Raw genomic sequence first — 24,845 nt, forward strand, 5'->3', positions numbered from 1 at the left:
GTCGTTGTTTAATTATTTTTTTGCGGAACATGGCCCGCGTGTAAATTACAGAAGTTCAGCGATCTGCACGGCGTTGAGGGCAGCGCCCTTGCGGATCTGGTCACCGGTGAGCCACAGCGTGTTGCTGTTCTCGTCGGCGAGGTCCTTACGGATTCGGCCTACGAACACGTTGTCCTTGCCGGCGCTTTCCAGCGGCATCGGGTACACGTAGTTCTGCGGATCGTCCTTGAGGGTCACGCCCGGGGCGTTCTTCAAGGCATTGCGAATTTCTTCCACAGAAACCGGACGTTCCGTTTCGAACCACACGGATTCGGAGTGGGAACGCAGCGAGCTCACGCGCACGCAAGTGGCGCTCGTGCGAACGTCAGAATGCATGATCTTGCGAGTTTCGTTGTACATCTTCATTTCTTCCTTCGTGTAGTCGTTTTCCGTCATCTTGTCGATCTGCGGAATCACGTTGTAGGCGAGCTGGAAGGGGAACTTGTTGATGTGGGTGGTGGTACCCGTTTCAAGGATATCCTTGTACTGCTGCTTCAGTTCTTCCATGGCGATGGCACCAGCACCGCTAGCGCTCTGGTAAGAAGAAATGTGAATCTTCTTGATGTGGGAAATCTTCTCGATGGGGTTCAGCACCACGACCATCATGATGGTCGTGCAGTTCGGGTTGGCAATAATGCCCTTGCCGCCGTTCTCAGCCTTGTAGAGCTGGATGTCTTCGGGGTTCACTTCGGGCACGACCAGCGGGACCTTCGGGTCCATGCGGAAGAAGCTGGTGTTATCCACCACCACGGCGCCGTTTTCGACGGCGATGGGGGCGAATTCCTGGGAAATCGCTGCACCAGCGGAGCTGAGCACCAGGTCGACACCCTTGAAGGAGTCCTTGTTCAGGACTTCGCACTTGAGGGTTTCGCCCTTGAACTTGAATTCTTTGCCTGCGCTACGTTCGGAGGCGAGGAGCTTCAGGCTCTGCAGTGGGAAATTGCGTTCTTCGAGGATGGAGAGAATTTCTTGGCCCACGGCGCCGGTTGCGCCCATAATGGCTACGTTGCGAATCATAATTAACCTTTATTGTTCGGTTTGTTGTTGATTGTTTGATTGTAAAACTTCAGTGGCGTTCCAGAAACGCTTCAGGTAGATTTTCATCTGGGCAATCTGGTCTCTGGACTGTCGGTAAAGAATCAGCTGCTGTTCCGGGTTTTCCTGGAGCGTGTAGCTGTAGAGTGCGTATGCGGCAAGACGCACGCATTCGCTCGCCTGAATCAGTTCCGTGTGCGCCTCGCTCGATTCGTGCGGGTGGAAAAGCCCGAGAACCTTCTTGTTTAAGGCGACGGCATTGTTGTTGATGGCGAGCGCCTGGCTGCTGCGCTGTTCGCGTTCCGCTTCAGAAATGTTCGAGGCGAGAGGTTCGAAATTGTCGATGGCGTTGATGATGTCGGTCATGCGCTTGATGACGGTCTCCGCATCGACAAGGTAGCTTTCCATGCGGCTCAGCGAGCCGTCTTCCCGGTTCTTTTGGGCTGATGCTACCGAGGAGGCTGCCTTTGCAGAAGTTCTGGACTTGTTCGGCAGGATCTTTCCGCCTTCACCGGTCTCGAACGAGGCGATGTAGTCCTGGTACTGGGAATTCATCGCTGCAAGTTCAGCGTCGGTGTAGTCCGAAGTGGGAATGAAGGTCGGACGGTCCCAGTAGGCGATACCCATGAAGGCAGACAACATGAAGAAGGCGAGGAATATGTTTCCGGCCTTGGCTGCACGGTCTTCGAAACGGATAAAGCTGATGATGGCGAAAAAGAACAGACTTGCGAATGAAAGCAGAAGTCCGCCGTCGCAGTTGTAGGTGATGAACGAGTTCTTCGCAAAGTAGAAGATGCAGTCCATGGCTACAATCAGGATCGACAAAAACACACCCAGCATCTTCTGGGTGCGTGTGTCCGCAGATACGGACATGAGTATCGCCGTAAAGGTGATGCCCAGCGGGAGCACCATCATCAAGGCGATATCAGCAATCTGTTGGTTCATTTTTTAGAAAGGAAGGTCGTCATCCACGCCTTCGGGTGCGGGGGCATCGTAGGTGGGAGCGCTAGCCTGGGTATAGTTGCTGGACTGGTTGTAGGAGTTGCCTCCCTGGAAATTGCCTCCATTCTGGCCACGCGGGGTCAGAAGCTGGAATGTATCCAGATTGACTTCGGTGCTGTAACGCTTCTGGCCGGTCGTCTGGTCGGTCCAGCTGCGGTTGGTGAGAGAACCTTCAACATAAAGGGTCATGCCCTTGTGGACACCGAGCGTTTCCATGGTGTCGGCAATCTTGCCCCAACCCACGATATTGTGCCAGTCCGTCTGTTCCTTCTGTTCACCATTGTTATCGCGATAGCGACGGCTGGTGGCAAGGGAGAACGATACGCGCTTGCGGCCTGTTGCGCTTGCGCTAATGACGGGGTCCTTGCCGATATTGCCGATAAGCATCACTTTATTCAAATATGCCATAATTCATCCTATTGTTTTTTTGTTCTATGGTAAAAATAAAAAATTCCGACTGTCATTTTGTGCCATTTTGTGAAAATTTTGCATTTTGCAAACAATGTTTGTCATTTTCAGGGACGAATGTACACTTTTTGTTGCTTTTACGTTTGTTTTGATTTATATTTTGATTGATTCTTCGATTTTAACTTCTAACTCCGAATTTCGAAATCTGAATTCCGAATCTATTATGGTCACACTCGCTCTCTCTCGCTTCGAAAAGGTTTTCCCGGCAAACCTCAAGGGCAAGCGCCTTGGTGCAGTCCTCCACCCGGCATCGGTTCTCCCGGATTTGCATTATACCCTCGATTTGCTCAAGGAATACGACGGCAAACTCTTTAAGCTTTCTGCCCTTTTTGGTCCCCAGCATGGTATCAAGGGGCATACCCAGGACAACATGATCGAATGGGAAGGTTACACCGACCCCGAACTGGGCATTCCCGTTTATAGCCTCTACGGCGAACACCGCGAACCTACTGCAGAAATGCTCAGTCACGTGGACATAATGCTCGTGGACTTGCAGGATGTCGGTGCCCGCTACTACACGTTTATCTGGACTCTGTTTCTTTGTATGAAAGCCTGCGAAAAGGCCGGAATCCCCGTGATTGTAGTGGACCGTCCGAACCCCATCAACTGCGTCGATGAAGAAGGCCCGGTGCTGGACCTTGACTACGCAAGTTTCGTGGGACTCCACAGTATCCGAACGCGCCACGCAAAGACGATTGGCGAACTGGCGGTGCAGTTCAAGGAAGAACGTTTTCCCAAGTGTGAACTCTACGTGCTTGGCATGGAAGGCTACGATAAAAAGATGTGGTACGACCAGACGGGACTTCCGTGGATTTTGCCGAGCCCGAACATGCCGACGCTCGATACCGCTATCGTCTACCCGGGCATGTGCCTGTTCGAGGCCACCAATGTGAGCGAAGGCCGCGGCACCACGCGCCCCTTCGAGATTTTCGGAGCCCCGTTTATTGATGCGGTCAAGCTCTGCAAGTATATGAACGGACTCAAGCTCCCCGGCGTGTATTTCCGCGAGAATTACTTCCAGCCCACATTCCATAAGGGCGCAGGTCAGATTTGCGGCGGTGCGCAGATTCACGTGCTCAACCGTGACAAGTTCCGCAGCTTTGACATGGCGGTAAAGCTGTTGCAGTATATCTTCAACGAGTACCCGAAGGATTTCGCCTGGAAACAGCCCCCTTACGAATACGAATTCAAGAAGTTGCCCATTGACATCCTTCTCGGCAACGGCACCTTTAGACGAGATTATATAGAGACAAGTATTTAACAGATGTGAAGTGTGAGATGTTTAGTGAGTAATTACAATTTCTCATTTTTCATTTCGCATTCCACATTCCACATTCCACACCACACATTGCGGCATAGCCGCGAAGAAGGATAGTCATAATGATTCAACCAATCAATAGAAAATTTGAAATGCCCGCGCTTCCTTACGCAGCGGGAGATCTCGCTCCGGTGCTCAGCCAGGAAACCATCGAATTCCACTATGGCAAGCATCTGCAGACTTACCTCAATAACTTGAACGCCGCTCTTCCGGGTAGCGCATTCGAAGGCAAGTCTATCGCTGAAATCGTGAAAACGGCCGAAGGCGGCGTGTTCAATAATGCGGGACAGTTCCTGAACCATTACATGTACTTCATGCAGTTCAAGGCTCCGTCTGCGGGCAATGTTCCGACAGGCAAGATTGCCGAAGCAATCGCGCGCGATTTTGGCTCCTTCGAAAAGTTCCAGGAAGAATTCCTGGCGAAGGGTGCAGGCCTCTTCGGTTCCGGTTGGGTATGGCTTTCTGCCGATGCGCAGGGCAAGCTCGTTATTACGCAGGAAGGCAACGCCCAAAACCCGCTCACCAAGGGCCTCAAGCCGCTGTTGACTTTCGATGTGTGGGAACATGCCTACTACATCGACTACCGCAACCGTCGTCCGGACTACCTCAAGGGACTCTGGCAGATTGTGGACTGGAACGTAGTCAACAACCGCCTTGCATAAGGTTGGCATAAACGAATATGAAAAAATCCGCTGGGTTTTCCCAAGCGGATTTTTTGATTCCGTTCGCCGCTTCGTGGCTCTAGGTTTTCTTAAGGATGGGGGTGCTCCTGCTCAAAAGGCGGGCGCGGCGGCATCTTCGGCATCGCAATCTTGATGATAATCGGCTCGAAGATAAAAATGAGAACCTGTGCCACGACAAAGCAGATGACCTGCGAGCTGATGAACATCGGCAGGTACGGCGGCCTATGTCCAGGGGGAATCAAGAAGAAATACACGAACGTGACCATGACGGTTGTCATGAGCGGTGTATAGATCAGGTTCGATACGATGGATTCCACGATATGGGCCTTGTGCGTTCTCGGCTGCAGGTGGAACTTGCGTCCCAACGCCGCATTTACCTTGGGCATCGGAACAACGAGACCGATACCGAAACTGACGGCAAAACTGAGGACGAAACTTTCCAGGAATCCGATGATAATCGCAATCATCGGCATTTCAGGCGGATGTTCGGCGGTCAGGTTTCCGGTAAGTGAAAGCGCGAAACTCATCATGAGCGCCATCATGAAAGAAATCTTGAGGCCGACCTTTTTCATCTGTTTTTGAATCTCGGGTGGCATTGGGGGCGTTTGATTCGTCGTAGGTTACCTTTCTTTTTTATCGCAAAGTTTTTCAAAGTCAGCGACGGACATGGGTTTTGCAAAGAAATATCCCTGGAACAGGTGACAGCCTATTTCGTTGAGTATCTTGTACTGGTCTTCGGTCTCGACACCTTCGGTAAGTGAGAACAGTCCGAGATCGTTCGAAAGCCTGAGTACGTTGCGCAAGATAGTTGTTGCGCGGTGGTTGTCCTCGGCCTTGCTCAGGAACTTCATATCGATTTTTAGAACGTCAAGCGGCATGTCTTTGAGCTGGTTTAGGGAAGAATATCCGCTGCCGAAGTCGTCCATTTCGACGATGAATCCCGATTTGCGGAATTTGCTCAAGATGGCCATGCGGCTTTCGGCTTCGGTCATCATCACCGTTTCGGTAATCTCGATACGGAGTCGCGGCGGTTCTATCTTGAATTCCTCGATAAGCGCCATGATTTCGGCATAGACATCCATGAAGTAGAAGTCCTTGGGCGAAATGTTCACGGAGATAAACAGATTTGCTTTTTCGTCTTTCCACGAAGAAAGAATTTCGCAGGCGCAACGCCAAATGTACTTATCTACCAGGGCGATCATCCCGTTCTTCTCGAATACGGGGATGAACTTGAACGGGGGGAGGAATCCTTCGTCGGGGTGGAGCCAACGGACAAGGGCTTCGGCGCCGATAATGGTTCCATTATTGTTTACGATAGGCTGCAGATAGGGGACAATCTGCCGATTTTTGATGGCCGCTTCCAGTTCCGTGGATATTTTTTGATTCCAGAGCACCTGGTTGCGCATATTGTCGTCGTAGATGGCGATATGTAGGTTGAATTCGTTCTTGATGGTGGTGAGGGCCAAGTGGGCTCGGTCGAACATGATGGATATGTCGATACTGGGATCGGTTACGTTGTATATACCCACATGCATCAGAATGTGCTGGTCAATAGATCCGTTCGAAATGGCGAACTTCGAAAGTCGTTGTTCGACGGCGTCAAGTCTTACGGAGTCTGTCGGATAGCAAATGCCGAACGCGTCCCCTGAAAGTCTTCCGAAAATCCACTCCTCGGTTGCGTTTTCCCTGATCCAGTTGGCCACCCTTTTGAGGACGCTGTCTCCCACCTCATTACCGAAGATGTCGTTTATCATCTTGAAATCTTTGATATCGAGGAGTGCTATGGAATAGGAAGAGTCCTTATTGGTTGCGACCTTGTTCCGAATCTGGTTGAACAGGTGTTCCTTGGTAAAGAGTCCCGTGAGTTTGTCGTGGGTGGCTTCGTAAATTTCGCGCAGGTGGTTGAGGATATCTTCTGTATTGTCTTGGATGCTTAAAAAGTGGCCGATTTTCTTGTTCTTTGCATCAGTCACCAAATGTTTTTCGATTGCGTAGTGCTTTGCAGCTTTCCCAAATCCGATGGTTTGTTTTGTACTCCAGTTATCTTCGCCTGAGTCAACGATGTTGAACCTGCTGGCCAAACGCTTCTTGACATGCTCAAAATTGTCGGAATGAATGTTCAGTATTTTTCGGGCTTTCCCGTTAATCCAAACGCAGCGGTCGCTTGCGTCAAAGAATACGACAGCTTCGGGTAACTTGGATGCGATATTTGCAAGCATTCGGTCGAGAAGCCTGAACGGTCGGTAGAAAAGCGAAAAATAGAAAATAAGAATGCTGCAAATGGTAAAACCGATCATGGAACGGTCTATGGGCGTTCTTGAGATAATGTAGTAAGTCTGCCATATTCCACCTAAACTCATGGCAAACAAGATGACATAGTATTTTTCAACGTAAATTCGAGGAACTTTGATTGTTTTTACAATGAAGAAGGCTAGTGATGTTGCGTAAGCCAGGTAGACGATGATGCGGTGACAGAATTGCCCTGCATAGGGAACGTGCCTATAGTAAAGCGTACCGTCGACCGTGATGGCTTCCATGCCAAAGGCGTGGCCGAAAAAAGGGTTGAAAAAATACTGGATGATATCGATGGTCAGAATGGAATAGAGAATCATGCATTTCTTTTTGTGGTTTCTCCAAGAAATGCCACAATAAGAAAGAGAGAAATCGAACAGGCACATGACCATAAGGTCCATGCCTATAAAATAAATGTAGCTGCCAATAGTCGAGAGAAATTCGTTCTCGGAAAGGACAAGTATCAAATTTCCGATGATGGGGACAATGAAGGTAAATTGCAAATAAGAAACAGGCTTCGCGACGCTCTTGCTTGACCGTCGTGAAATCGTCCCAAATAGTCCGAGAAGGATTATTAGTAGTATATATATAATTGCAAATGTTTCTCGCATGAACAATCTTTACCTTAACTACATAATACATTATTATAGGAAATGCGTGAGAAATTTTTTACAAAATGATATTCCAAGTTGGAATATTCGACAAAATAGGCTAAGAAATTCTTTGCTAATTTCTTGTCAGGAGTACTTTTATGGACAACGAACTGACGCTTTTGGTCGGAAAAGGGGAAAAAATCCTTTATGCCGGTAAACCGGATTTGTATTTGTTGATGAAATTAAAATAAAATTGATTGTTGCGTCATCGATACGCCGTTTATCCATGCCGAAAAGTTTCTTGATAAAGACTGCGTAAGTTTCAGGATTGATTTTATCGAGATTGACGATAAAACCCTGAATTTACAGCAGTTCAATCAAGTCGTAGAAGTAGTACAGGTTGCCGCGTTTTTTCTCGTCGGCAAATACGATGTTGTTTGCCGTGAGCTTGTCTAGCATGCGGTTTACCGTCGTGTTTGAAAGGCCTGTTTCTCGCTCAATGGAACGGCTGTTTTTTATCGGGCTTTTGAAAAAACAGGTGAACACTTGTTTCAATAGTCTTGAAGACGAAATGTCCGTAATCTTTTTAAGGCAGGAACCGTAGAGTTCCTCGATTTTCTGGATGTTTCCCTCGTACTTGACGCACTGACGGTCTACAATTCCGAGGAAAAACTTTATCCATTCGTTCCAGGCGCCATTCGTGCGAACGTCGTTCAGCATCTTGTAGTAGCGGAATTTTTCCTTTTCGATGGCCTCGCTCAAGAAAAGCCAGGGCATTTCTATCTCGCGGACTTTGAAAAGGAATAGCGGGATAAGCATGCGGCCTACGCGACCGTTTCCGTCGGCGAAGGGGTGGATGGTTTCGAACTGTTCGTGTATAACGGCCGCGTTCACCAGGTTCCGTTCTCCGGAAGCCGGATTGTTCATGAAGCTAATCAGGTTGTCCATTAGTGGCTTGACCTGCTTTGCTTCGGGCGGCACAAAGGTAATTTCCTTGGAATTTACGTTTTGAATAAAATTTTGCTCGGTTCTGTAACAGCCGATGCTTTCCGTTGTCCTGTGCACGTTCCCGCTCAAGAGAATCCGGTGCATTTCCAGGAGCATTTCTTCGGAGAATACTCCTGTGCGCATCAGGTATTCGCGCCCATACCTTGTGGCGGCGAAATAGTTTCTCACCTCGTTTACGTCCTTGTCGGAATCGTCATCTAGGGCGGCCTTTTCGAGCGAGTTCTGCAGTGAAGTCCTTGTTGTTTCCATTCGGCTAGAATGCAGGCTCTCCTTCATGTACATCGATGTCATGCAGGATTCTCGGGCGATTGATCTCTTGAGAACTGCCGAATAAACCTTGAGACGGGAAATAGAATCGACCAGTTCGTCCACAAAAGTGGTTTTGTCGATGCGCTTGAAAGCGTCTTCGATGTTTTCTGCCTGGAATGGTTCTAGCATGTTAAAAACAAATATACCAAAAATTGTTTATAACAAACAAGTGTACATTTGTTTAATTTTCTTGTCTGCTACCAAAATATACATTGGTAATCTTCGCAGTAGTAATTAAAAGGCGCGTCAGGTGTTTCTATGCTACTTTGATCGTTTTTTGCAAAAATGGCGAGAGAATGGATGCATTCGGGACTCAGATGTAATTGCGAAAAAACATCGTATAGGCCATTAATGTTTGTGCTGTCGCTAAAAAAGAGTTTAGCATTCTGCTTTATGCTGTTTTTTTGTTTGTTGGCTCCGAAATATTTTTCTCGGTCGAAAGTGTATAATTCACAGTCGACTTTAGTCCGATTGTCCAGATACAGTGATAGCAAATCGTCGTCGGTATAAGTAGTATCGTCCGATGGATTCTTTATTTTTGGAGTGGGTCTCAGTACCAAAACGGAGTGGTCCGTCTTGTTTGAGTCGAGAAACAAATCAAAAGTGGCATCGTTGTAATGGTATTGTTCTTCTCTATACACGCCAATAAAATTGGAACCGTTTTTTGTACGGAATACTTGAACAAGGGGTGTTTCCATGTTTCCTTTTGAACAACCATCTGTGCCAGAAGCCCCCCTTCCAAAGTATCCCCCTGTTAATTTGCTGTACGAGGGTTCGCCATTTTTTTTTATAAAGACGTCATAGGTGCAGTCTGGGAGTCTCAGAAATTGAATGTATGGATTCACATTGACAAAAAGAGCTACGTCCAGGCCGTTTTCGCTGAATTTCTCTGCATATTCAGAATGAATATATTCCGGAAAAACGTTTTTCCAAACGACGATGCCGTAAAGGGAGTATGCCAATACGATTGCGTCAAGGAATGTAACAATCCATCTCATTCAAACAGCCTTCACGGATTTTGTTTATAAATGCTTGTTTTGCGGCCTCTACAAAGATAGGATTAACAAATGGAGTCTTCGGGAAAAAGGTGTAACTGTTTACTCGATTTTTGAAGTTCTTCCAGCCGCCGTAAGAATTCACGAAATGCCCGAAGCGACTGTAAAGTCCGTTGTTGTAATAATTATCCATTGCATCGTAAAATGATAGCCCATTGTTGATGAGTACGGATATGTTGCGTGCGTCAATATCAGCATATAGATCTTCTTGACCAAATGGATTGCCTTTCCAGTTTGTTGAAAATCCGAGATTTGATTTGGCTAAACGGTTTAGGCTGTCTATTTCTATGCCTTTGCGCCACATATAATCCAAACTATCTGCAAAAGTAAACATGTCGCCAGCCCAACTTGCCCATTCCGCAGGAATGTTGCGGCGGTATACGTCGTTGTCCAAATACCTGCTCAGTGTCGCATTGAAATGAGGAACGTCGAGTCCGATATTTGTGCCGGGAATGAGGACTCCCTTGAATGAAAGTGCGTCATCCTTGGAGAAGTTTCTCGGATAATCAGGGAATCTGTATCTTATCAAGGAATCCAGACGAGGATTTGCGAAGCCGGAGGTTAGGTTCCAGTCAAGTCCGTTGTATCCGCCATAATCCCTTAGTACCCGCGTAAGCTCAAGTGCGCGTTCATTGCTTATGTAGTTGTGCCACTCAGGGAGTACCACAAGACTGTCCATGTTCTTAATGGATTGTAGTAGTTGGCTGAAAGATGGCTTTTCTATTTGGGGCTTCGGTAGGCCGAATATTCGTTTGTATGCGGAAGGCTGTGCTACTCGCGTTGAACTTGCGGGTGCTGTCCAGCGCGGGGTCGTGAGATATGCTCGAAGTCCGCTTGTCGAGCGTTGTGTGCTTGTGTACGGGATGTACTGTTCTGCCATGAGTCTTTCCTTTGCCCCGGAGGAGCGGTTGAATGTTGGCCGAAGGCAAAGGAATTTGGTATCTTTGTTTTGCGGTTGAGTTACCAAAAACTCTTCGCCGAAGGATCTCTGACTGCAATCGGAGGTCCTTCCTTTTTGGGGCCAGACATACTGTTTCTAGAAATTAAATATACATTGAATTTTGATTAAAAACAAGGAGTTTTTGTAATTTAATAAACAAAATCAAATAAAATTGTTTCTTATCTGTTGGCTGTCAAAGAGTTAGATATTTGAAAAAATTTTCAATGCTAGTGTTTTCTTAACAATAATAATTTATATTGTCGTTGAAAATAGAGAGTTTCCCTTATTCTCAGCTTGAAATCTCGACCATTTTGAACGAGAGAATAAGACGGACGCTCACGTCTGTCGGTATGCAAGTACCGGCAACGGTTCGCTATGCAGGCCGCTTTCATGCGGTCCGTTTGTGCGTATCGGCCTTTACGGGGCGTGGGTTGTTTGTCCTTATTCGTTCAGGCAGTCGAGAGCCTCAAGCTGTAAGGACATTCAACTCCACGCCTTTTTTGTGTAGATTGAGTCAGAACAAGAGAAATTCTCACGGGATAGCTCTTGTTCTTAGCTTGGAATCTCGACAATTTCAGAACGAAAGAATAAGAGGGTACTTAGAAATCCGGACGCATGCGCGCCCCGTTTTGGCGTGGGTGTATTGTGTGCCTAGGGTGTCGTGTATTCTCTTTTTGTGAAATCGCCGTAATCCAGTCCCTGAACGGGAGCGAAACAGAACGTTGCGCTTGAAGTTCGGGAGAATGGAATGAAAAACATTGCGGCTGACACGCCTGTCCGGCAAATCTTTGACGTGTATCGAGGAGCCGTACTCCCGATACTCCTAAAAGACAAGACCACGGGCAAGAACATCCTGTGGGCCACAGACGAATATGACGCCATTTCCCCGAAAAGCGAAATAGAATTCAAGGACATTACCGGCGGAAGCCTGATGCTTGTGCGTCCGCGAATTGCCAAGGCACTCGACACCCAAAAGAATCGCACCAAGAAGCGTGCTGAAGTTTTTACACCGTCGTGGATTTGCAACCAGATGAATAACGCCCTGGACGATGACTACCTGGGCTATACGGGAGCATTCAATACCGAAGGCGATAAGGCTTGGACTAGGAATCGTAAAAAAATCCAGTTTACCGACGGTAGAACCTGGCAAGAATACATCGACCAGACAAGGCTTGAAATCACCTGCGGCGAAGCGCCCTTCGTGACGAGCCGCTACAACCCTACAGATGGAAATTTTATCGAGGTCAAGGATCGCATTGGTTTCTTGGACCGTAAACTTCGCGTGGTCGAAGAGAATGCGGATGGTGACGAATACAAGAAATGGTCCATGCGTTCTCTGGAAAGTTGCTACGGGTACGAATACCAGGGGGACAACCTCTTGATTGCCCGCATCAACGTGTTCTTGTCTTGGACGGAACATTGGGAAAAGAAATTAGGCGAAAAACCGGACAGAACGACGGCGCGGAGTGCCGCTAACGTAATTGCGTGGAACTTTTGGCAGATGGATGGCCTTACGGGCAGGACTCCGCAAATCAAGGAAAAGGAATGCGGACAAATGACTTTCCTCGGATTCGAGACAGAAGGTGAAACAAGCGAAGCCTCCACCGAAATATGCCGGATTTACGACTGGCGAAGAAAGCACAAATGTGTTTTTCAATCTCCGCCGGAATTTCAACTTTTTCAAAATAAGGGAGAGTGTATCATGAAAAAATTCTTTGCCGTGATAGGGAATCCACCGTATCAGGAAGAACAAACGAATCAAATAGATCCTGGAAAAAAGAATTTTGCTCCTCCGATTTATCATACCTATTTATCAGAAGCATACAAATTATCAGACAAAGTTGAAATGATTCATCCGGCCCGTTTTTTATTCAATGCAGGAGCTACGCCCAAACAGTGGAATGAGAAAATGCTAGCTGACGAGCATTTGTCAGTATTGTTTTATGAAGAAAATTCCGAAAAGGTTTTTCCATCTCTTTCAACACCAATCAAAGGAGGAATTGTTGTTACGATGCATGATATGACAAAAAAATATCGTGCAATAGAAGTTTTTACACCTTATACAGAGCTGAATAGTATTTTGGACAAAGTTAAAAACTTCAAATCGTATAAAAGTTTATCCAATATAGTCTATTCTCGTTCCACATACAGATTGACTCCCGAACTTCATGCAGACTTCCCTAAAGCTGCAGATATGTTAAGTAAGGGGCATTTATATGACATGTCCTCAAATATCTTCAAATGTCTTCCGCAAGTTTTCTTTGGCAAAAGTCCGATTGATGGAAAAGATTACGTATGCATTCTCGGAATTGATGATAACAGAACGTATAAATACATTAATAGACGATATGTAAAGCAAGTTGAAAATCTTGACAAATATAAGGTATTTGTGGCGCAAGCTTATGGTTCGGGCTCACTTGGGGAGACCATGAGCGAACTTGTTATTGAAAAGCCTGGTGTTGGAGCAACAGAATCTTTCATCAGTATAGGAGCATTTAATACAAAAAAAGAGGCTCTTAACACCGCAAATTATATAAAGACAAAATTTGTTCGTATATTAATCGGAGTTCTCAAAGTCACCCCCATGGCAAACAAGCCTGTCTGGAAATACGTTCCCCTCCAAGATTTTACCTCTAAATCCGATATCGACTGGACCAAGCCTGTTCACGAAATAGATTTGCAACTCTATAAGAAATACGGCCTCTCCAAAGAAGAAAAGGACTTCATTGAAACTCATGTCAAGGAGATGGTCTAATGTCTAGCAGCGTCACTCAAATCAAGACGATGCGGCCCGTGAACCGCGCCATCTACGCATACACCACTCCAAATGACCGCACCCATGAAGGATGGATAAAAATCGGTGATACCGAAGTCAATTTTGGCGAAAACTTGAAGGATGCCGTAAAGGAACGCGTCCATCAGCAAACCCACACCTCCGATACCGATGCCCCTATTGCGTGGAGCGGTAGGGCGGTTTTTGAAGATGATTTGACGCCTTTCCGTGATTATGATTTTCATAAATACCTGACAAACAAGGTGGATATCGAAAGGAAACCGAAAACGGAATGGTTCAAGACTGACGCAAAAACTTCTAAAAATCATTTTAATGATTTTAAGGAAAATCACGGAATCCTTACCGAAATGGAAGGCGTCGAAATCTACGAACTCCGTGATGAACAGGAAGATGCTGCCAGAAAGACCGCCGATTATTTCGATAACCACAAACTGGTGAAAATCCTGAAAAAGGACAAGGCTCCCGAATTCCTGTGGAATGCAAAACCCCGCTTTGGCAAGACCCTTACGGCATACGACTTTTGTAAGCGCATTGGAGCAAAGAATGTTCTTATCTTGACCAACCGCCCCGCCATTGCCGATAGCTGGTATAGCGATTATGCCCGTTTCGTCGGGACGGAAGGTGGCTACTATTTTGTAAGCCAGGTGGATGTTTTCAAGAAGAATCCGCAAAAATACAAGCATGTTTTGACAAGGGATGAGTTTACTCGTGCCGTTAGCAAGAATAGGCTCGGCTGCATTGAATTTATCTCCTTGCAAGACCTTAAAGGAGCAAAGGCTTTTGGTGGCGATTACGAAAAACTCCGTGAAGTTTCTGAACTTGACTGGGATGTGCTGATTCTTGACGAGGCGCACGAGGGCGTAGAAACCGATAAAACGGATGTTGCCCTGGAACGCATCAAACGCCGTTTTACGCTGAACCTTTCGGGCACTCCGTTCAAGATGCTTGCTTCCGACAAGTTCCCCGAAGAGGCTATATTCAACTGGACATACGCTGACGAACAGGAGCGTAAAAAGGAATTTGCCGAAAAGGGTGTAGAAAATCCTTACGAAGACTTGCCGAAGCTCAATCTGTTCACTTACCAGATGTCCGATATGATGGGAGCGAAGGCCGATGCCGGAACTCTCATTGATGACGAAGAAACGCAATATTACTTTGACTTGAACGAGTTCTTTAAGACGAATGCTTCGGGGTATTTTGAACATCTCGAAGATGTAAAGAAGTTCCTGGACGCTCTCACGGAGCAGAAAAAGTATCCGTTCTCTACGGAAGAACTCAGGAACCAGCTCAAGCATACGTTCTGGTTGTTGAATCGCGTTGATTCAGCCATCGCCTTGAAAAAGCTTTTGACACAGCACCCTGTATTCAAGGAATATACGGTTGTCCTTGCTGTAGGTAATGGCGACGAGGAACTGGAAAACCAGAAGGCGATTACCGCTGTCCGCGAAGCTATCAGGAACAACGAAAAGACTATCACACTTTCGGTGGGGCAGCTTACGACGGGCGTCACCATTCCCGAATGGACCGCTGTTCTGATGCTTTGCTCCATGCGCTCTCCGGCGCTGTATATGCAGGCCGCATTCCGTGCTCAAAATCCGTGCCTTTTCTTGGATAAGGATGGCAAAACATATCGCAAAGATAATGCGTATGTGTTTGATTTTGATCCGGCACGCACGCTGACTATCGTTGAAACCATCGCAAACGACCAGTACAAGGATACTGCCGGTGGTGCAGGCGATAGCGAAAAGCGCAAGAAGCATGTTCTGGAACTCTTGAACTTCTTCCCTGTGGTAGGCGAAGACGACAATGGCGAAATGATAGAGCTGGATGCAGAAAAGGTGTTGTCCATCCCGAGGCATATCCACGCCAAGGAAGTCGTGAATCATGGATTCATGAGCAATTTCCTTTTCCAGAATATCAGCGGAATTTTTGCTGCGCCTTCGATTGTGAATGAAATCCTTAAGAAAGTGAATCCTGTCACCAAGGCAGAAGCGGACAAGAATATTGTTACTCCGGAACAGGCGAATGAACTTCCTCTTGATGGGAATGGAAATGTCGATGTTCCATCGGAACAGGTGGTCGGGACCGCCGCAGATAAGTTCGGTAATCCGGTTTTTGCACAGCAATCTAATGATTACGAAAAAGACGTGAATCGGTTACTGCGAGACCACGAGCCGTCGAAAATTGAAAATATCGTTAAGGAATTGACCACTGTTTACGATGTATCTGTAAAGAAAGTAGCCGAAGAAGCCAAGGTCAAGTTTGGTCAAGAGATGACCAAATCTCAGTCCAAGGAATTCGAGCGCAAACTGCAAAATTACGGACAAAAGAAAATCAGTTCTGCCGCCGCCGATTTCAAGATAGAAGCCGGTACAGCGGAACACAAGCGCGACGAGGCGTTGAAAAACTGCAATTCCAAGGCTGAAGAAAAACAAATTAATTCTGAATTCAAAAAAGAAATGGAAACGGCCAAGAAAAAATTCCAGGAGACTGTTTCTGATACATCGGACATTTGGAAAAAGGCGACAGAGGAAACCGTCAAGGCTGTAGAAGAAAGCAAGATTGAAAAGAAAAAGAATGATATTGAAGAAAAGGTTCGCGACCACCTGCGTGGATTTGCCCGCACGATTCCCTCTTTCTTGATGGCCTACGGAAAATACTACGGTGACGATTCAAAGAAAAATACGACTCTCGAAACATTTGAACGCGACATTCCGGGTAATGTTTTCCTTGAGGTAACGAGTATCACCATCGATGAATTCAAATTCCTTCGCGATGGCGGCGACTACACCGACAGCGATGGCGAACGAAAGCATTACGAAGGTCATCTCTTTGATTCGGTCGTATTCAACGATTCTGTTAAGGAATTTATGCGCAAACGCTCGGAACTGGCGGACTACTTCAGGGAAGATGTAAAGGGAGACATATTCGACTACATTCCGCCGCAGAAGACGAACCAGATTTTTACGCCGAAAAAAGTCGTAAAGGACATGGTGGATATGCTCGAAAAGGAAACGCCGGGCTGTTTCGATGACCCGTCCCACACCTTTGCCGACCTGTACATGAAATCGGGACTCTATATCACCGAAATCATCAAGCGACTTTATCGTTCAAAGAAGATGAAGAAATTCTTCCCTGACGACAAGAAAAGGCTAGAGCATATCGTCAAGAATCAAGTCTGTGGTGCTGCTCCTACCGAAATCATCTACATGATTGCCATGCACTACATTCTCGGCTTCAACAACGAAATCGAAGGCAAAACCGCATCGCAAATTCAAGCGCTTTATCCGAATTTCAAAATGAAGGATTCCGCTGAACTCGCTAAAGAAGGGAAACTTGCTGAGTGGGTGGGGAAGGCGTATAAGTAGAGGGTTATAACGATTTCGTCATTCGGGTGCATTCGAAGACGCCGAATTGGTGCGTTTTTTCGTTGGCACTCTTGTAACCGAGTTTCTTGTAAAAGCCGACCGTCTCGATGCGCTGTCGATGACAATCTGCTTGTAGCCGCATTCGGCAATCCACTTTTCGGCTTCGCGCACGGCCATGGCGCCGAGCTTCTGTCCGCGATATTCCGGCAGAACAACCACGCGGCCGATGGTTGCCGTGTCTGCGTCAATTTCATAGAAACGGCAGGTGGCAACCGGATATTCGTCGTCCAGCAAGACAATGTACCTGGTGCCGTCGCCGTCGTGCTCGTCGAACTCCTCGCGTAGCGAAATGTGGTGCTGCCGGTTCATGCCCTGGATGCGCACGCTTTTTTACTTAAAGAGTCCAAGGCCAAGCCCGACAAATGCCCTGATGGCGATGACATCGGCGGCATACATGTTTACGTCGAAGCCGAAATGGATTGTTGCGGAAACGGCGTCATGCAGGAGTCCTTTACGAAAGTCCTCCTTTTCGACGGGGGCGTTGATGGTATATTCGTAACGTGTAGCAGGTGCCGGCACGACCAATTAAGCAAAACTTCTTGCCGTAGTGAATCCAGCGGTTCTTCTGGATGTTCCGTATAAAAAAGAATAAGGCTGTCTCGAATGGGGTTAAAGACCATCTTGAAAGAATAGAAATCGCTTGCGGCTTGTATCAGGGATGAATCGGGCAATGAAAAGAGTTTTGTAACGGAATCCGCTATGAATGGCATTGAGTCAATGCTTGCTTCGTATGCATCCGGATCTACACCGTCAAAACCTATGCTGTGGAAGTCCGCAAAAACTTGCGCAACTAGGATAAATATGATTAGGACGGTCGCCTTCATACGGTAAATATAGTATCTCGCGATGGAAATTTGTTTTCTTGAAATGTTGTATGTTAAATATTTTGTAATATACAAAATGTTAAATAGCTTCCATCCAGCGGCTAAGAAATACATTGTAAACAGAGTAGCTCTTGCCTTCAAGAGAAAGTGTTTCTAGCAGGAGTTCTTTTTCGATTAAAGATGTGAGTACACGTTTTACGGCGGCGCTGGTTCCTAATTTGTATTTGTTGATGAAATTACCTGCGGTTGGCTGCGACACCGTTCCTTCTTTGGCCACTGCTTTCAGAAATTGCCATTGCTTGTCGGTTAGCAGGTTGCGGCGTTCCAAGAAACCGTTTACGTTTTCGCTCAAAATTTCAGAACAGGCTTGACGAACTTCGTTTATGGTGATATCCTTGCTTCCATTGCGGAAAATTCGGTGGCAAAGATATTGGACATAAAAGGTGTGGCATCGAGTCCATTCTAAAATAAAATTGACAGATTCATCATCGATACGCCGTTTATCCATGCCGAAAAGCTTCTTGATGAAGGCTGCGTAAATTTCGGCATTGATTTTGTCAAGATAGACGATGTGCGTGCTTTCGTAGAAAGGGCTTTTTTCGTTTACGAACATATCTGCCATAACGTGCTTCTGGCTACCGCAAAAAACGAAGCGGACATTTTTTAAAGGCTGCATGTATGTTCGCAACAAGGCTTCCATATTCACTCCCTTGAAATTTCGGATAATTTGGAATTCATCAAAGGCGATGATAAAGTTTTTCTTTTGGAATCCCAGAAAATCAAAAATATTTTTTAATGTGGTTTGTTTCTGACCGTCATTTTGATATGTGATACTTACTTGTGGAGCCCCTGAAATCGGATCGTAAGAAACAAGGGGACGGATTCCGCTCAAAGCCGAAAAGAATTTTTTGATGAGGGACTCGGTCTTTGTGCTTGCTATGATTGATTCCGATAAAAGCTTGATGAATCCATCGAGACTGTCGGCCGAGTAAATGTCGCAGTAGCAAAGCGTGATGGATGGGCGAGTTTGAGCGATCTCTTCGAAGACGTGGTAAATCAGTCCTGTTTTCCCATAGCGTCTTGGGGAAATTAGCGTAACGTTGACTCCGTTCAGCAAGTCGTCAATGATTTCCTTTGTTTCTTTTTCACGGTCGCAAAAAAGTTCTGCGTTTTTGTATGGTTGCAAGACAAATGGATTTTCCATAAACGCCTCCGTTAAACATTTTGTAATATACAAAATGTTAAATGAATAGTCAAGTAAGGAATCTATGTTTTTGAAGTTTAGGGTGAAAACTGCTAATATATTGTCGATTTTGATAGAATTTAATCGAAAATCGCTAATATTTGAGCATATACGTGAATTCTAAGGCTTGATGGTTATCGGGGTTCCGTCTTTGACGGCATCGTAGATTTCTTCGATTTCGTCGTTCGTGACGGCGATGCAGCCGGCAGTCCAGTCTTTCCACCTGTGCCAATATTTGAAAAGAAACGCTGGAACCTTGTTCGGATAGCCGTGGATCATGATGTCGCCGCCGGGTTCATAGTTGCCTTCTTTCGCGGCCTTGATTTGCTCTTCGAGCGATAAATGGAATTTGCTTTTGGGATTGTGCCACTCGATGGTATAATTGCCTTCGGGGGTCTTGTTGTCGCCGGACCTGACCTTCGCTCCAACGGGATTCTTGCCCAGCGAAATCCTGTATGTCTTGACGATATTCTCGCCGTTACGCAGGTGCATTTGGCGCATTGCCTTTTCTACGAGAATGTTGTCGATGGGTGAGGAGAGCATGGGTTTTTATGAAATTTAAATAAAAAAGAGGGGGAAGCCTCCCCACCACCTAAAGGTGGCCATGTACACTAAGGCCTAAAGGCCAAGTGTCCAAAGGTCGCTACAGCCTTGCCCTTCTGTCACCCTGGAGCGGAGCGATAGGGCCCATGGCAAGTCTTCCGCTACCCCTTCGCCTAGGGCTCCGCCCTAAAACCCCCAAAATTTACAGAATTTATCAATAAGGTTGCTTTTAGGTGCGTTTTTGTGTATATTTGGTATGTAATGAAACCTAAAGAGGCGTTTTATGTCGCAGACTACATTCAGCATCAGGATGGAATCCGACCTTAAAAAGGAATTTGACGAATTGTGCGAAGAATTCGGCATGTCCATGACGACGGCTATCAATGTCTTCGCTCGTGCGGTTGTGCGTGAACGTCGAATTCCGTTTGAGGTTTCTTCCGCAACTGTTCCGCAGTTTGTGGCAGAACGTCGAACTTTTTATGATGCTTCTGGATGGACAATGGCCGGCAGGATGCTGAATACCATGCGGCAACTTTCCGCTGATGCGGCTCGTGCGGGCGCTTCGGAAATGTCTTTGGACGAAATCAATGCTGAAATCGACGCTGCAAGGAATGGTCGATGAAGCATTATGCTGTAATCGATACGAATGTTCTTGTGTCTGCTTTTCTGAAATGGGATTCTGTTCCAGGTTTCGTTTTGCAGGCTGTATTTGATGGACGTATAGTCCCTGTTTTGAATGAAGAAATTCTTGAGGAATATAGGGTTGTTCTCAACAGACCTAAATTCGGATTTTCGCCTGTAAGAATCGCTGAAACTTTGTTGCAAATCAATCGCCTTTGCGTGATGGAATCTGACTTGGTTGAAATTCGCGAATCGATGCCGGACCCAAAGGACATTGTTTTTTATGCAGTCGCGTTAGCACACGGCAAAACAGTCGAAACGCATCTTGTGACGGGAAATGTTAAGCATTTCCCTGAGACACCTGTTGTTGTCACGCCCCGGCAGATGCTTGATTTGTTAGGGTAGGGGAACGTCCTAAAGCTCGGCATTTTAAGTCTTGATGGTTATCGGCGTGCCGTCCTTGACGGCGGCGTAGATTTCTTCGATTTCGTCGTTGGTGACCGCAATGCAGCCGGCGGTCCAGTCTTTCCACCTGTGCCAATATTTGAAAAGAAACGCCGGAACCTTGTTCGGATAGCCGTGGATCATGATGTCGCCGCCGGGTTCATAGTTGCCTTCTTTCGCGGCCTTGACTTGCTCTTCGTTCGGGTACGAAACCTTTAGCGATAAATGGAATTTGCTTTTGGGATTGTGCCACTCGATGGTATAATTGCCTTCGGGGGTCTTGTTGTCGCCGGACCTGACCTTCGCTCCAACGGGATTCTTGCCCAAAGAAATCTTGTATGTCTTGACGATATTCTCGCCATTGCGCAAGTGCATTTGGCGCTTCGCCTTTTCTACGAGAATGTTGTCGATGGGTGAGGTGAGCATGGGTTTCTGAATCCTATCCGCCCTAAAATTTGGAGTAATTCCGACCGACCTCTTTTTTTGTAGATGCCGTTATCGAATTAATGAAATGATATTGGCTAATGAGTTAATGTCGGCAATTTAGGATTTCTTCAGAAGTATATCTTTTGGTGGATTCCTGTGCCTGTAGTTCGGCTTCATGTAACTTGGCATAGATTTCATTTTCAATTTGAAAATGCGCGAACGCTTCCATGCTCATAAGAACCATGTCGCCATAGCCGTCTTTAGTCAAGAACACAGGCTGTCCGGATTCGTGGACGGTCTTGGAAATGTCTTCGAGACAATCTTGCAGGTCTGAAACGGGTCTTATGGCATTCATATAAACCTCACCGGTATAAGCATAATATATGAAATTTTGCGAGAAAGGGCAGGGGGAAGCCTCCCCACCACCTAAAGGTGGCCATGTACACTAAGGCCTAAAGGCCAAGTGTCCAAAGGTCGCTACAGTCTTGCCCTTCTGTCACTCTGGAGCGGAGCGATAGGGCCCATGGCAAGTCTTCCGCTTCCCCTACGTCTAGGGCTCCGCCCTAAAACCAAAAAAACTTATGCTCTACGAATGTAAGCGATACAGAATCTAGCTTTGAGTTTGAAATCCACCCTTGGCATCTTGAACCGTTTTCATAGTTTTTTTGATACAGGAGAGATGATGAATCCGTTGATTTTAAAATGTAAACAGAATCGTTAGTTTGCAAGTAACAGTGTACATCTAGAAGTTCTTTTTCTCGATATAGGCTGATTGCCCCTTCCTTACTTGCATAATTTTGTGCACAGCAAGTTAGTATTAGTGTTGTAATAATCAATGCAATAAATTTGATTTTCATTTATATAGATTTTGTCAAAACTTTTATTATAAATATAAAAAACGCCCAGGCTTTTAACCTGGACGTTTTGAAAAAAAAGTGGTGGCACACAGCAATGACCTGTATATAAGGATATATTTGAATCAAGCAAGCTTGTAAGTCAATGATTTTTGTGTTTTATATCATATTCTATGTCGGAAATATCATCTCGTAAGTTGGAAATCTTATCACAAATCTTATCGTTGTTTGAACATTGATAGAAAAATAAAAAGATAACAAGAAGTATTAATTTCCAAATATCTTTAGAAATTTCGTGAAGGACTTCTAGTTGTTTTTGCTCTGCATTGTTTGTTGCTTTTGTCGTTTCTTTTAGGTCATTGATATAATTGCTTATAGAGTTTAGTTCTGAATTGAAGTGATTAAGCCTTGTTTTGAAAAGTTCAATCTCTTCTTTTCTTTTTTTTTCACCATAGAAATCTAGTTCATTGTCTTCTATAAAATGTTTAAGCTTTTCTTGGAGAGCTTTTTTTTCAGCTGCGATTTTATCGACCTCTTTTTCTTCTGGAGTTCGAGTATCCTCTACTACGCCATATCCATCACATATTGGACATGCAACCATTTGATCTTTTTCTGTATAAATATAACCACAGGCGTCACAATTCTTACAGTTCATCCATTGTTTTGTTTCGTTTTCGCAACTATCTAGTTCTTGTTCACTGATTCGTTTGTTTGGAATTTCTCCGTAACCATCACATTTTTCACATTCCTCATATTCTGCATCATCGTCATCATTTGAGTTAACATAATGTCCGCCGACGCCACGGCATGCAGAACATTTTGTGTATTCTGTATTTTCATCGTCGTCATCATCATATTCATCATCATATTCTTTTTCAATATGCTTCTTTTTTGATGAGAGCCTTGAGATGAATATAATTAGCAAGAGAGATAGTATAGTAACTATAATGATGATGGCTGTCATTTGATAAGACCTTTGTTTTTTATAATAAAAGTATACTAATTTGAGTCTTTGTGCAATATGTATTTTATAGAAAACGCCCAGGTTTTTAACCTGGACGCTTTTGAATTGCCTGTGGATCCTATCGCCGCTTCGCGGCTCCAGGATGACGATTAGGGTTGGATTGCTTCGCTACGCTCGCAATGACGTGATCATTCCTAACCACTTCCTACTGCCTACCGTCTACTTCTTACTTCAGAAAGTTCATATACGGCAGCTTGCTTGCAAGTTCCTGCACCTTGTCGGCGTTGGCCAAAAGGGCGGCGCGAGCGTTCCAGGAACCGTCCAGGAACTGACCGCGGGGGCCGTCGGCGAGCGTGAGCTCGATTGTTTCGTCTCCCATCTTGAGCGTGCGGCTTTCGGTGCTGGTGACAAGTTCTTCGCTCGGGTGTGCTTCGATCCAGGCGAGGATCTTGTCGGCCACTTCGTGGCTTACCTTATAGCAGGGCACGCCAATGGCCACACAGTTACCGAAGAAGATTTCGGAGTAGCTTTCGGCGATGATGGCGCGGATGCCCCAGCGCTTTAGGGCCTGCGGAGCGTGTTCACAGCTGGAGATAGAATTCATTTTCAATTATGGGAGAGGGGAAAGCCTTCCCCTGGTTCACACTTCGTAGCTCACCACCCCTTCTAGCGGGCGCTCAAAACCCTGTAAGCGAGTGTCGCGACCGTGCTTGCATGGGCAGGACCGAGCGTCATGGGTTTCTGTAATCGCCGCGCCCGCAACGCCCGGGCTTCCCCCACCCACCCGCCCATTCTTGTGTCAATTAAAATAGTTCTTGAAAAAAAACGACAAATGTCATCTTTTGACATTCGAGTGATTGTATATTTGCCTTGCTCAAATGAGCGAAGAAAACAACCTAAGCCCCGCCTTTTTTGCATGTAGGTGGGAGGAGTGAAAAATGAATACGAACCATGTTCCGTTTGAACAGTTGCCCATCACGAACCGTTTCATGTTCGCGCTGGTGTTCAGCCATAAGCACATCGCAAAGCCCTTTCTGGAGGCTCTTCTCGGCGTCAAAATTTTTGACTTGCAGGAACCGGAGCCGGAGAAAGCGACCGAAAGCAGCCCCTTTAACAAGGGGGTCCGCTACGATGTATTTGTAAAGGAGCAGGGACCAAAGGGCGAAATCCTCCGCACCTTTGACATCGAGATGCAAATCGAGGACACCCACGAACTGCCGAAGCGCGCCCGTTACTACCAGGTGCTGTGTGACTCGGAAGCATTGAACAAGGGAGAATCCTACCGCAACCTCAAGGAACAGTATATCATGTTCATTTGCCCCGACGACATTTTCGGGTGGGGTAGGGCTGTTTACAAGTTCATGAACTTGGAAAAAGAGCACCCTGAGCATGAATTGGGAGACCTATGCTTCAAAAATTTTTATATATTCAATAAATACAGGGATGTTGCCGAGCAGTCGAGCAGGGAGTATCTTGAATATTTCGCGACCAACAAGGCCACATCCCAGGAAACAAAGGACATCGAACGCCAGCGGCAATGGTATCTGTCGGATAACGAAACAAGGAAACGCTATATGACTTGGCAACAGGAAATCGATGATGCAGTGTATGTGGAGCGTGAACGCGCCAATGCGGCGGAACGCCGTGCTGATGAAGAGAAATCTCGCGCCGATGAGGCGGAATCCCGTGCTGACAGGTACGAGAAAATGCTCAAGGAACACGGGCTCCTTTAACTAGGGCCTTGGAACTTTTTTTTCTAAAACCGGTCCGCAGGGGCCGGTTTTCACGGTTTTAGGTCGCTTTTTTGCAACAAAAACGGCAAGTGTCACCTTTTGCCATTCCAAAAATCTATATTTCAAGGCAAATAGAGTTTTCTCTTGTTCTCTATCTGAAACTTCGACACTTTCATACACAGGGAATAAGACGGACGCTCACGTCTGCGACCGGCGCAAGCCTGCCGCA

23 protein-coding genes are annotated in these 24,845 nt (G+C 46.2%); 7 read left to right on the forward strand and 16 right to left on the reverse strand.

Annotation, left to right across the window (positions count from 1 at the left end; translation table 11 throughout):
- Positions 1 to 45: 45 nt before the first annotated feature.
- The 3 genes from Q0P86_RS03655 to Q0P86_RS03665 are packed head-to-tail and all read right to left on the reverse strand — an operon-like array spanning position 46 to position 2,484.
- Positions 46 to 1,056 (reverse strand): aspartate-semialdehyde dehydrogenase, encoded by a 1,011-nt coding sequence (locus Q0P86_RS03655; protein ID WP_295037542.1) that lies wholly within the window; start codon positions 1,054 to 1,056, stop codon positions 46 to 48.
- A gap of 9 nt (positions 1,057 to 1,065) precedes the next feature.
- On the reverse strand, positions 1,066 to 2,019 hold the full coding sequence (locus Q0P86_RS03660) for a hypothetical protein (protein WP_294114229.1): 954 nt from the start codon (positions 2,017 to 2,019) through the stop codon (positions 1,066 to 1,068).
- 3 nt (positions 2,020 to 2,022) lie between these two features.
- Entirely contained in the window at positions 2,023 to 2,484 is a 462-nt protein-coding gene (locus Q0P86_RS03665; protein WP_295037544.1) for a single-stranded DNA-binding protein, read from the reverse strand.
- A gap of 223 nt (positions 2,485 to 2,707) precedes the next feature.
- Here Q0P86_RS03665 and Q0P86_RS03670 point away from each other — a divergent pair, with 223 nt between their 5' ends.
- Together Q0P86_RS03670 and Q0P86_RS03675 are read left to right on the forward strand one after the other, a co-directional pair.
- A complete protein-coding gene (locus Q0P86_RS03670) occupies positions 2,708 to 3,805 on the forward strand; it encodes a DUF1343 domain-containing protein (protein WP_291025690.1) in 1,098 nt (365 codons plus the stop codon).
- A gap of 119 nt (positions 3,806 to 3,924) precedes the next feature.
- Positions 3,925 to 4,524: a superoxide dismutase gene (locus Q0P86_RS03675; RefSeq protein ID WP_294984849.1), complete on the forward strand. Its 600-nt coding sequence runs from the start codon at positions 3,925 to 3,927 to the stop codon at positions 4,522 to 4,524.
- Between the two features lie 89 nt (positions 4,525 to 4,613).
- On the opposite strand, the gene Q0P86_RS03680 is transcribed toward Q0P86_RS03675, so the two are convergent.
- The 5 genes from Q0P86_RS03680 to Q0P86_RS03700 all read right to left on the reverse strand — a co-directional run bounded on the left by Q0P86_RS03680 (position 4,614) and on the right by Q0P86_RS03700 (position 10,481).
- Positions 4,614 to 5,117, reverse strand: coding sequence for a hypothetical protein (locus tag Q0P86_RS03680; RefSeq protein WP_295037546.1), 504 nt, complete (start codon positions 5,115 to 5,117; stop codon positions 4,614 to 4,616).
- Between the two features lie 48 nt (positions 5,118 to 5,165).
- Positions 5,166 to 7,448 (reverse strand): EAL domain-containing protein, encoded by a 2,283-nt coding sequence (locus Q0P86_RS03685; protein WP_295037548.1) that lies wholly within the window; start codon positions 7,446 to 7,448, stop codon positions 5,166 to 5,168.
- Positions 7,449 to 7,793: 345 nt separating this feature from the next.
- Positions 7,794 to 8,876 carry a Fic family protein gene (locus tag Q0P86_RS03690; RefSeq protein ID WP_290996135.1) on the reverse strand — a complete coding sequence of 361 codons (1,083 nt, stop codon included), beginning with the start codon at positions 8,874 to 8,876 and terminating at the stop codon, positions 7,794 to 7,796.
- A 68-nt stretch (positions 8,877 to 8,944) separates the two neighbouring features.
- Positions 8,945 to 9,745, reverse strand: a complete 801-nt coding sequence (locus tag Q0P86_RS03695) for a hypothetical protein (protein ID WP_290996131.1) — start codon at positions 9,743 to 9,745, stop codon at positions 8,945 to 8,947.
- Complete coding sequence (locus Q0P86_RS03700; RefSeq protein WP_295037549.1) at positions 9,720 to 10,481, reverse strand: hypothetical protein; 762 nt, start codon at positions 10,479 to 10,481, stop codon at positions 9,720 to 9,722. Before Q0P86_RS03700 ends, Q0P86_RS03695 begins: the two co-directional genes overlap by 26 nt.
- Positions 10,482 to 11,490: 1,009 nt before the next feature.
- Here Q0P86_RS03700 and Q0P86_RS03705 point away from each other — a divergent pair.
- Together Q0P86_RS03705 and Q0P86_RS03710 are read left to right on the forward strand one after the other, a co-directional pair.
- Positions 11,491 to 13,497: an Eco57I restriction-modification methylase domain-containing protein gene (locus tag Q0P86_RS03705; RefSeq protein ID WP_295037550.1), complete on the forward strand. Its 2,007-nt coding sequence runs from the start codon at positions 11,491 to 11,493 to the stop codon at positions 13,495 to 13,497.
- Positions 13,497 to 16,904 (forward strand): DEAD/DEAH box helicase family protein, encoded by a 3,408-nt coding sequence (locus tag Q0P86_RS03710; RefSeq protein WP_295037551.1) that lies wholly within the window; start codon positions 13,497 to 13,499, stop codon positions 16,902 to 16,904. Before Q0P86_RS03705 ends, Q0P86_RS03710 begins: the two co-directional genes overlap by 1 nt.
- Positions 16,905 to 16,922: 18 nt before the next feature.
- Here Q0P86_RS03710 and Q0P86_RS03715 read toward each other — a convergent pair whose 3' ends face one another.
- From Q0P86_RS03715 to Q0P86_RS03730, 4 genes are all read right to left on the reverse strand, one after another.
- The gene (locus Q0P86_RS03715; protein WP_295037552.1) at positions 16,923 to 17,273 is read right to left on the reverse strand and encodes a GNAT family N-acetyltransferase; all 351 of its coding nucleotides are present in this window, start codon (positions 17,271 to 17,273) and stop codon (positions 16,923 to 16,925) included.
- A gap of 21 nt (positions 17,274 to 17,294) precedes the next feature.
- Positions 17,295 to 17,483 (reverse strand): hypothetical protein, encoded by a 189-nt coding sequence (locus Q0P86_RS03720; RefSeq protein WP_295037553.1) that lies wholly within the window; start codon positions 17,481 to 17,483, stop codon positions 17,295 to 17,297.
- 384 nt (positions 17,484 to 17,867) lie between these two features.
- Positions 17,868 to 18,992, reverse strand: coding sequence for an ATP-binding protein (locus Q0P86_RS03725; protein WP_295037554.1), 1,125 nt, complete (start codon positions 18,990 to 18,992; stop codon positions 17,868 to 17,870).
- A gap of 159 nt (positions 18,993 to 19,151) precedes the next feature.
- On the reverse strand, positions 19,152 to 19,574 hold the full coding sequence (locus Q0P86_RS03730) for a murein L,D-transpeptidase family protein (protein ID WP_295037555.1): 423 nt from the start codon (positions 19,572 to 19,574) through the stop codon (positions 19,152 to 19,154).
- Positions 19,575 to 19,857: 283 nt separating this feature from the next.
- Between Q0P86_RS03730 and Q0P86_RS03735 the strand changes: the two genes are divergently transcribed.
- Positions 19,858 to 20,196, forward strand: coding sequence for a type II toxin-antitoxin system RelB/DinJ family antitoxin (locus Q0P86_RS03735; protein ID WP_295037556.1), 339 nt, complete (start codon positions 19,858 to 19,860; stop codon positions 20,194 to 20,196).
- The gene (locus Q0P86_RS03740) at positions 20,193 to 20,600 is read left to right on the forward strand and encodes a putative toxin-antitoxin system toxin component, PIN family (RefSeq protein WP_294115825.1); all 408 of its coding nucleotides are present in this window, start codon (positions 20,193 to 20,195) and stop codon (positions 20,598 to 20,600) included. Before Q0P86_RS03735 ends, Q0P86_RS03740 begins: the two co-directional genes overlap by 4 nt.
- A gap of 24 nt (positions 20,601 to 20,624) precedes the next feature.
- Here the strand turns inward: Q0P86_RS03740 and Q0P86_RS03745 are convergent, their stop codons facing one another.
- The 4 genes from Q0P86_RS03745 to Q0P86_RS03760 all read right to left on the reverse strand — a co-directional run bounded on the left by Q0P86_RS03745 (position 20,625) and on the right by Q0P86_RS03760 (position 23,487).
- Complete coding sequence (locus Q0P86_RS03745; RefSeq protein WP_295037557.1) at positions 20,625 to 21,065, reverse strand: L,D-transpeptidase family protein; 441 nt, start codon at positions 21,063 to 21,065, stop codon at positions 20,625 to 20,627.
- Between the two features lie 103 nt (positions 21,066 to 21,168).
- On the reverse strand, positions 21,169 to 21,420 hold the full coding sequence (locus Q0P86_RS03750) for a type II toxin-antitoxin system Phd/YefM family antitoxin (protein WP_295037559.1): 252 nt from the start codon (positions 21,418 to 21,420) through the stop codon (positions 21,169 to 21,171).
- Positions 21,421 to 22,061: 641 nt separating this feature from the next.
- Complete coding sequence (locus Q0P86_RS03755) at positions 22,062 to 22,883, reverse strand: hypothetical protein (protein WP_295037561.1); 822 nt, start codon at positions 22,881 to 22,883, stop codon at positions 22,062 to 22,064.
- 226 nt (positions 22,884 to 23,109) lie between these two features.
- Positions 23,110 to 23,487, reverse strand: a complete 378-nt coding sequence (locus Q0P86_RS03760) for a hypothetical protein (protein ID WP_295037563.1) — start codon at positions 23,485 to 23,487, stop codon at positions 23,110 to 23,112.
- Between the two features lie 334 nt (positions 23,488 to 23,821).
- On the opposite strand from Q0P86_RS03760, the gene Q0P86_RS03765 reads away from it, so the two are divergent.
- Positions 23,822 to 24,616: an Rpn family recombination-promoting nuclease/putative transposase gene (locus Q0P86_RS03765; protein ID WP_295037565.1), complete on the forward strand. Its 795-nt coding sequence runs from the start codon at positions 23,822 to 23,824 to the stop codon at positions 24,614 to 24,616.
- Positions 24,617 to 24,845 lie beyond the last annotated feature (229 nt).

Origin of the sequence: uncultured Fibrobacter sp. (assembly GCF_946062555.1) — a bacterium.
GTDB lineage: Bacteria > Fibrobacterota > Fibrobacteria > Fibrobacterales > Fibrobacteraceae > Fibrobacter.

Bases quoted from the DNA above. Each gene is read 5' to 3' on its own strand.
- Q0P86_RS03655 (WP_295037542.1), bottom strand. From the start codon at position 1,056: ATGATTCGCAACGTAGCCATTATGGGCGCAACCGGCGCCGTGGGCCAA.
- Q0P86_RS03660 (WP_294114229.1), bottom strand. From the start codon at position 2,019: ATGAACCAACAGATTGCTGATATCGCCTTGATGATGGTGCTCCCGCTG.
- Q0P86_RS03665 (WP_295037544.1), bottom strand. From the start codon at position 2,484: ATGGCATATTTGAATAAAGTGATGCTTATCGGCAATATCGGCAAGGAC.
- Q0P86_RS03670 (WP_291025690.1), top strand. From the start codon at position 2,708: ATGGTCACACTCGCTCTCTCTCGCTTCGAAAAGGTTTTCCCGGCAAAC.
- Q0P86_RS03675 (WP_294984849.1), top strand. From the start codon at position 3,925: ATGATTCAACCAATCAATAGAAAATTTGAAATGCCCGCGCTTCCTTAC.
- Q0P86_RS03680 (WP_295037546.1), bottom strand. From the start codon at position 5,117: ATGAAAAAGGTCGGCCTCAAGATTTCTTTCATGATGGCGCTCATGATG.
- Q0P86_RS03685 (WP_295037548.1), bottom strand. From the start codon at position 7,448: ATGCGAGAAACATTTGCAATTATATATATACTACTAATAATCCTTCTC.
- Q0P86_RS03690 (WP_290996135.1), bottom strand. From the start codon at position 8,876: ATGCTAGAACCATTCCAGGCAGAAAACATCGAAGACGCTTTCAAGCGC.
- Q0P86_RS03695 (WP_290996131.1), bottom strand. From the start codon at position 9,745: ATGAGATGGATTGTTACATTCCTTGACGCAATCGTATTGGCATACTCC.
- Q0P86_RS03700 (WP_295037549.1), bottom strand. From the start codon at position 10,481: ATGGACAGTCTTGTGGTACTCCCTGAGTGGCACAACTACATAAGCAAT.
- Q0P86_RS03705 (WP_295037550.1), top strand. From the start codon at position 11,491: ATGAAAAACATTGCGGCTGACACGCCTGTCCGGCAAATCTTTGACGTG.
- Q0P86_RS03710 (WP_295037551.1), top strand. From the start codon at position 13,497: ATGTCTAGCAGCGTCACTCAAATCAAGACGATGCGGCCCGTGAACCGC.
- Q0P86_RS03715 (WP_295037552.1), bottom strand. From the start codon at position 17,273: ATGAACCGGCAGCACCACATTTCGCTACGCGAGGAGTTCGACGAGCAC.
- Q0P86_RS03725 (WP_295037554.1), bottom strand. From the start codon at position 18,992: ATGGAAAATCCATTTGTCTTGCAACCATACAAAAACGCAGAACTTTTT.
- Q0P86_RS03730 (WP_295037555.1), bottom strand. From the start codon at position 19,574: ATGCTCTCCTCACCCATCGACAACATTCTCGTAGAAAAGGCAATGCGC.
- Q0P86_RS03735 (WP_295037556.1), top strand. From the start codon at position 19,858: ATGTCGCAGACTACATTCAGCATCAGGATGGAATCCGACCTTAAAAAG.
- Q0P86_RS03740 (WP_294115825.1), top strand. From the start codon at position 20,193: ATGAAGCATTATGCTGTAATCGATACGAATGTTCTTGTGTCTGCTTTT.
- Q0P86_RS03745 (WP_295037557.1), bottom strand. From the start codon at position 21,065: ATGCTCACCTCACCCATCGACAACATTCTCGTAGAAAAGGCGAAGCGC.
- Q0P86_RS03750 (WP_295037559.1), bottom strand. From the start codon at position 21,420: ATGAATGCCATAAGACCCGTTTCAGACCTGCAAGATTGTCTCGAAGAC.
- Q0P86_RS03755 (WP_295037561.1), bottom strand. From the start codon at position 22,883: ATGACAGCCATCATCATTATAGTTACTATACTATCTCTCTTGCTAATT.
- Q0P86_RS03760 (WP_295037563.1), bottom strand. From the start codon at position 23,487: ATGAATTCTATCTCCAGCTGTGAACACGCTCCGCAGGCCCTAAAGCGC.
- Q0P86_RS03765 (WP_295037565.1), top strand. From the start codon at position 23,822: ATGAATACGAACCATGTTCCGTTTGAACAGTTGCCCATCACGAACCGT.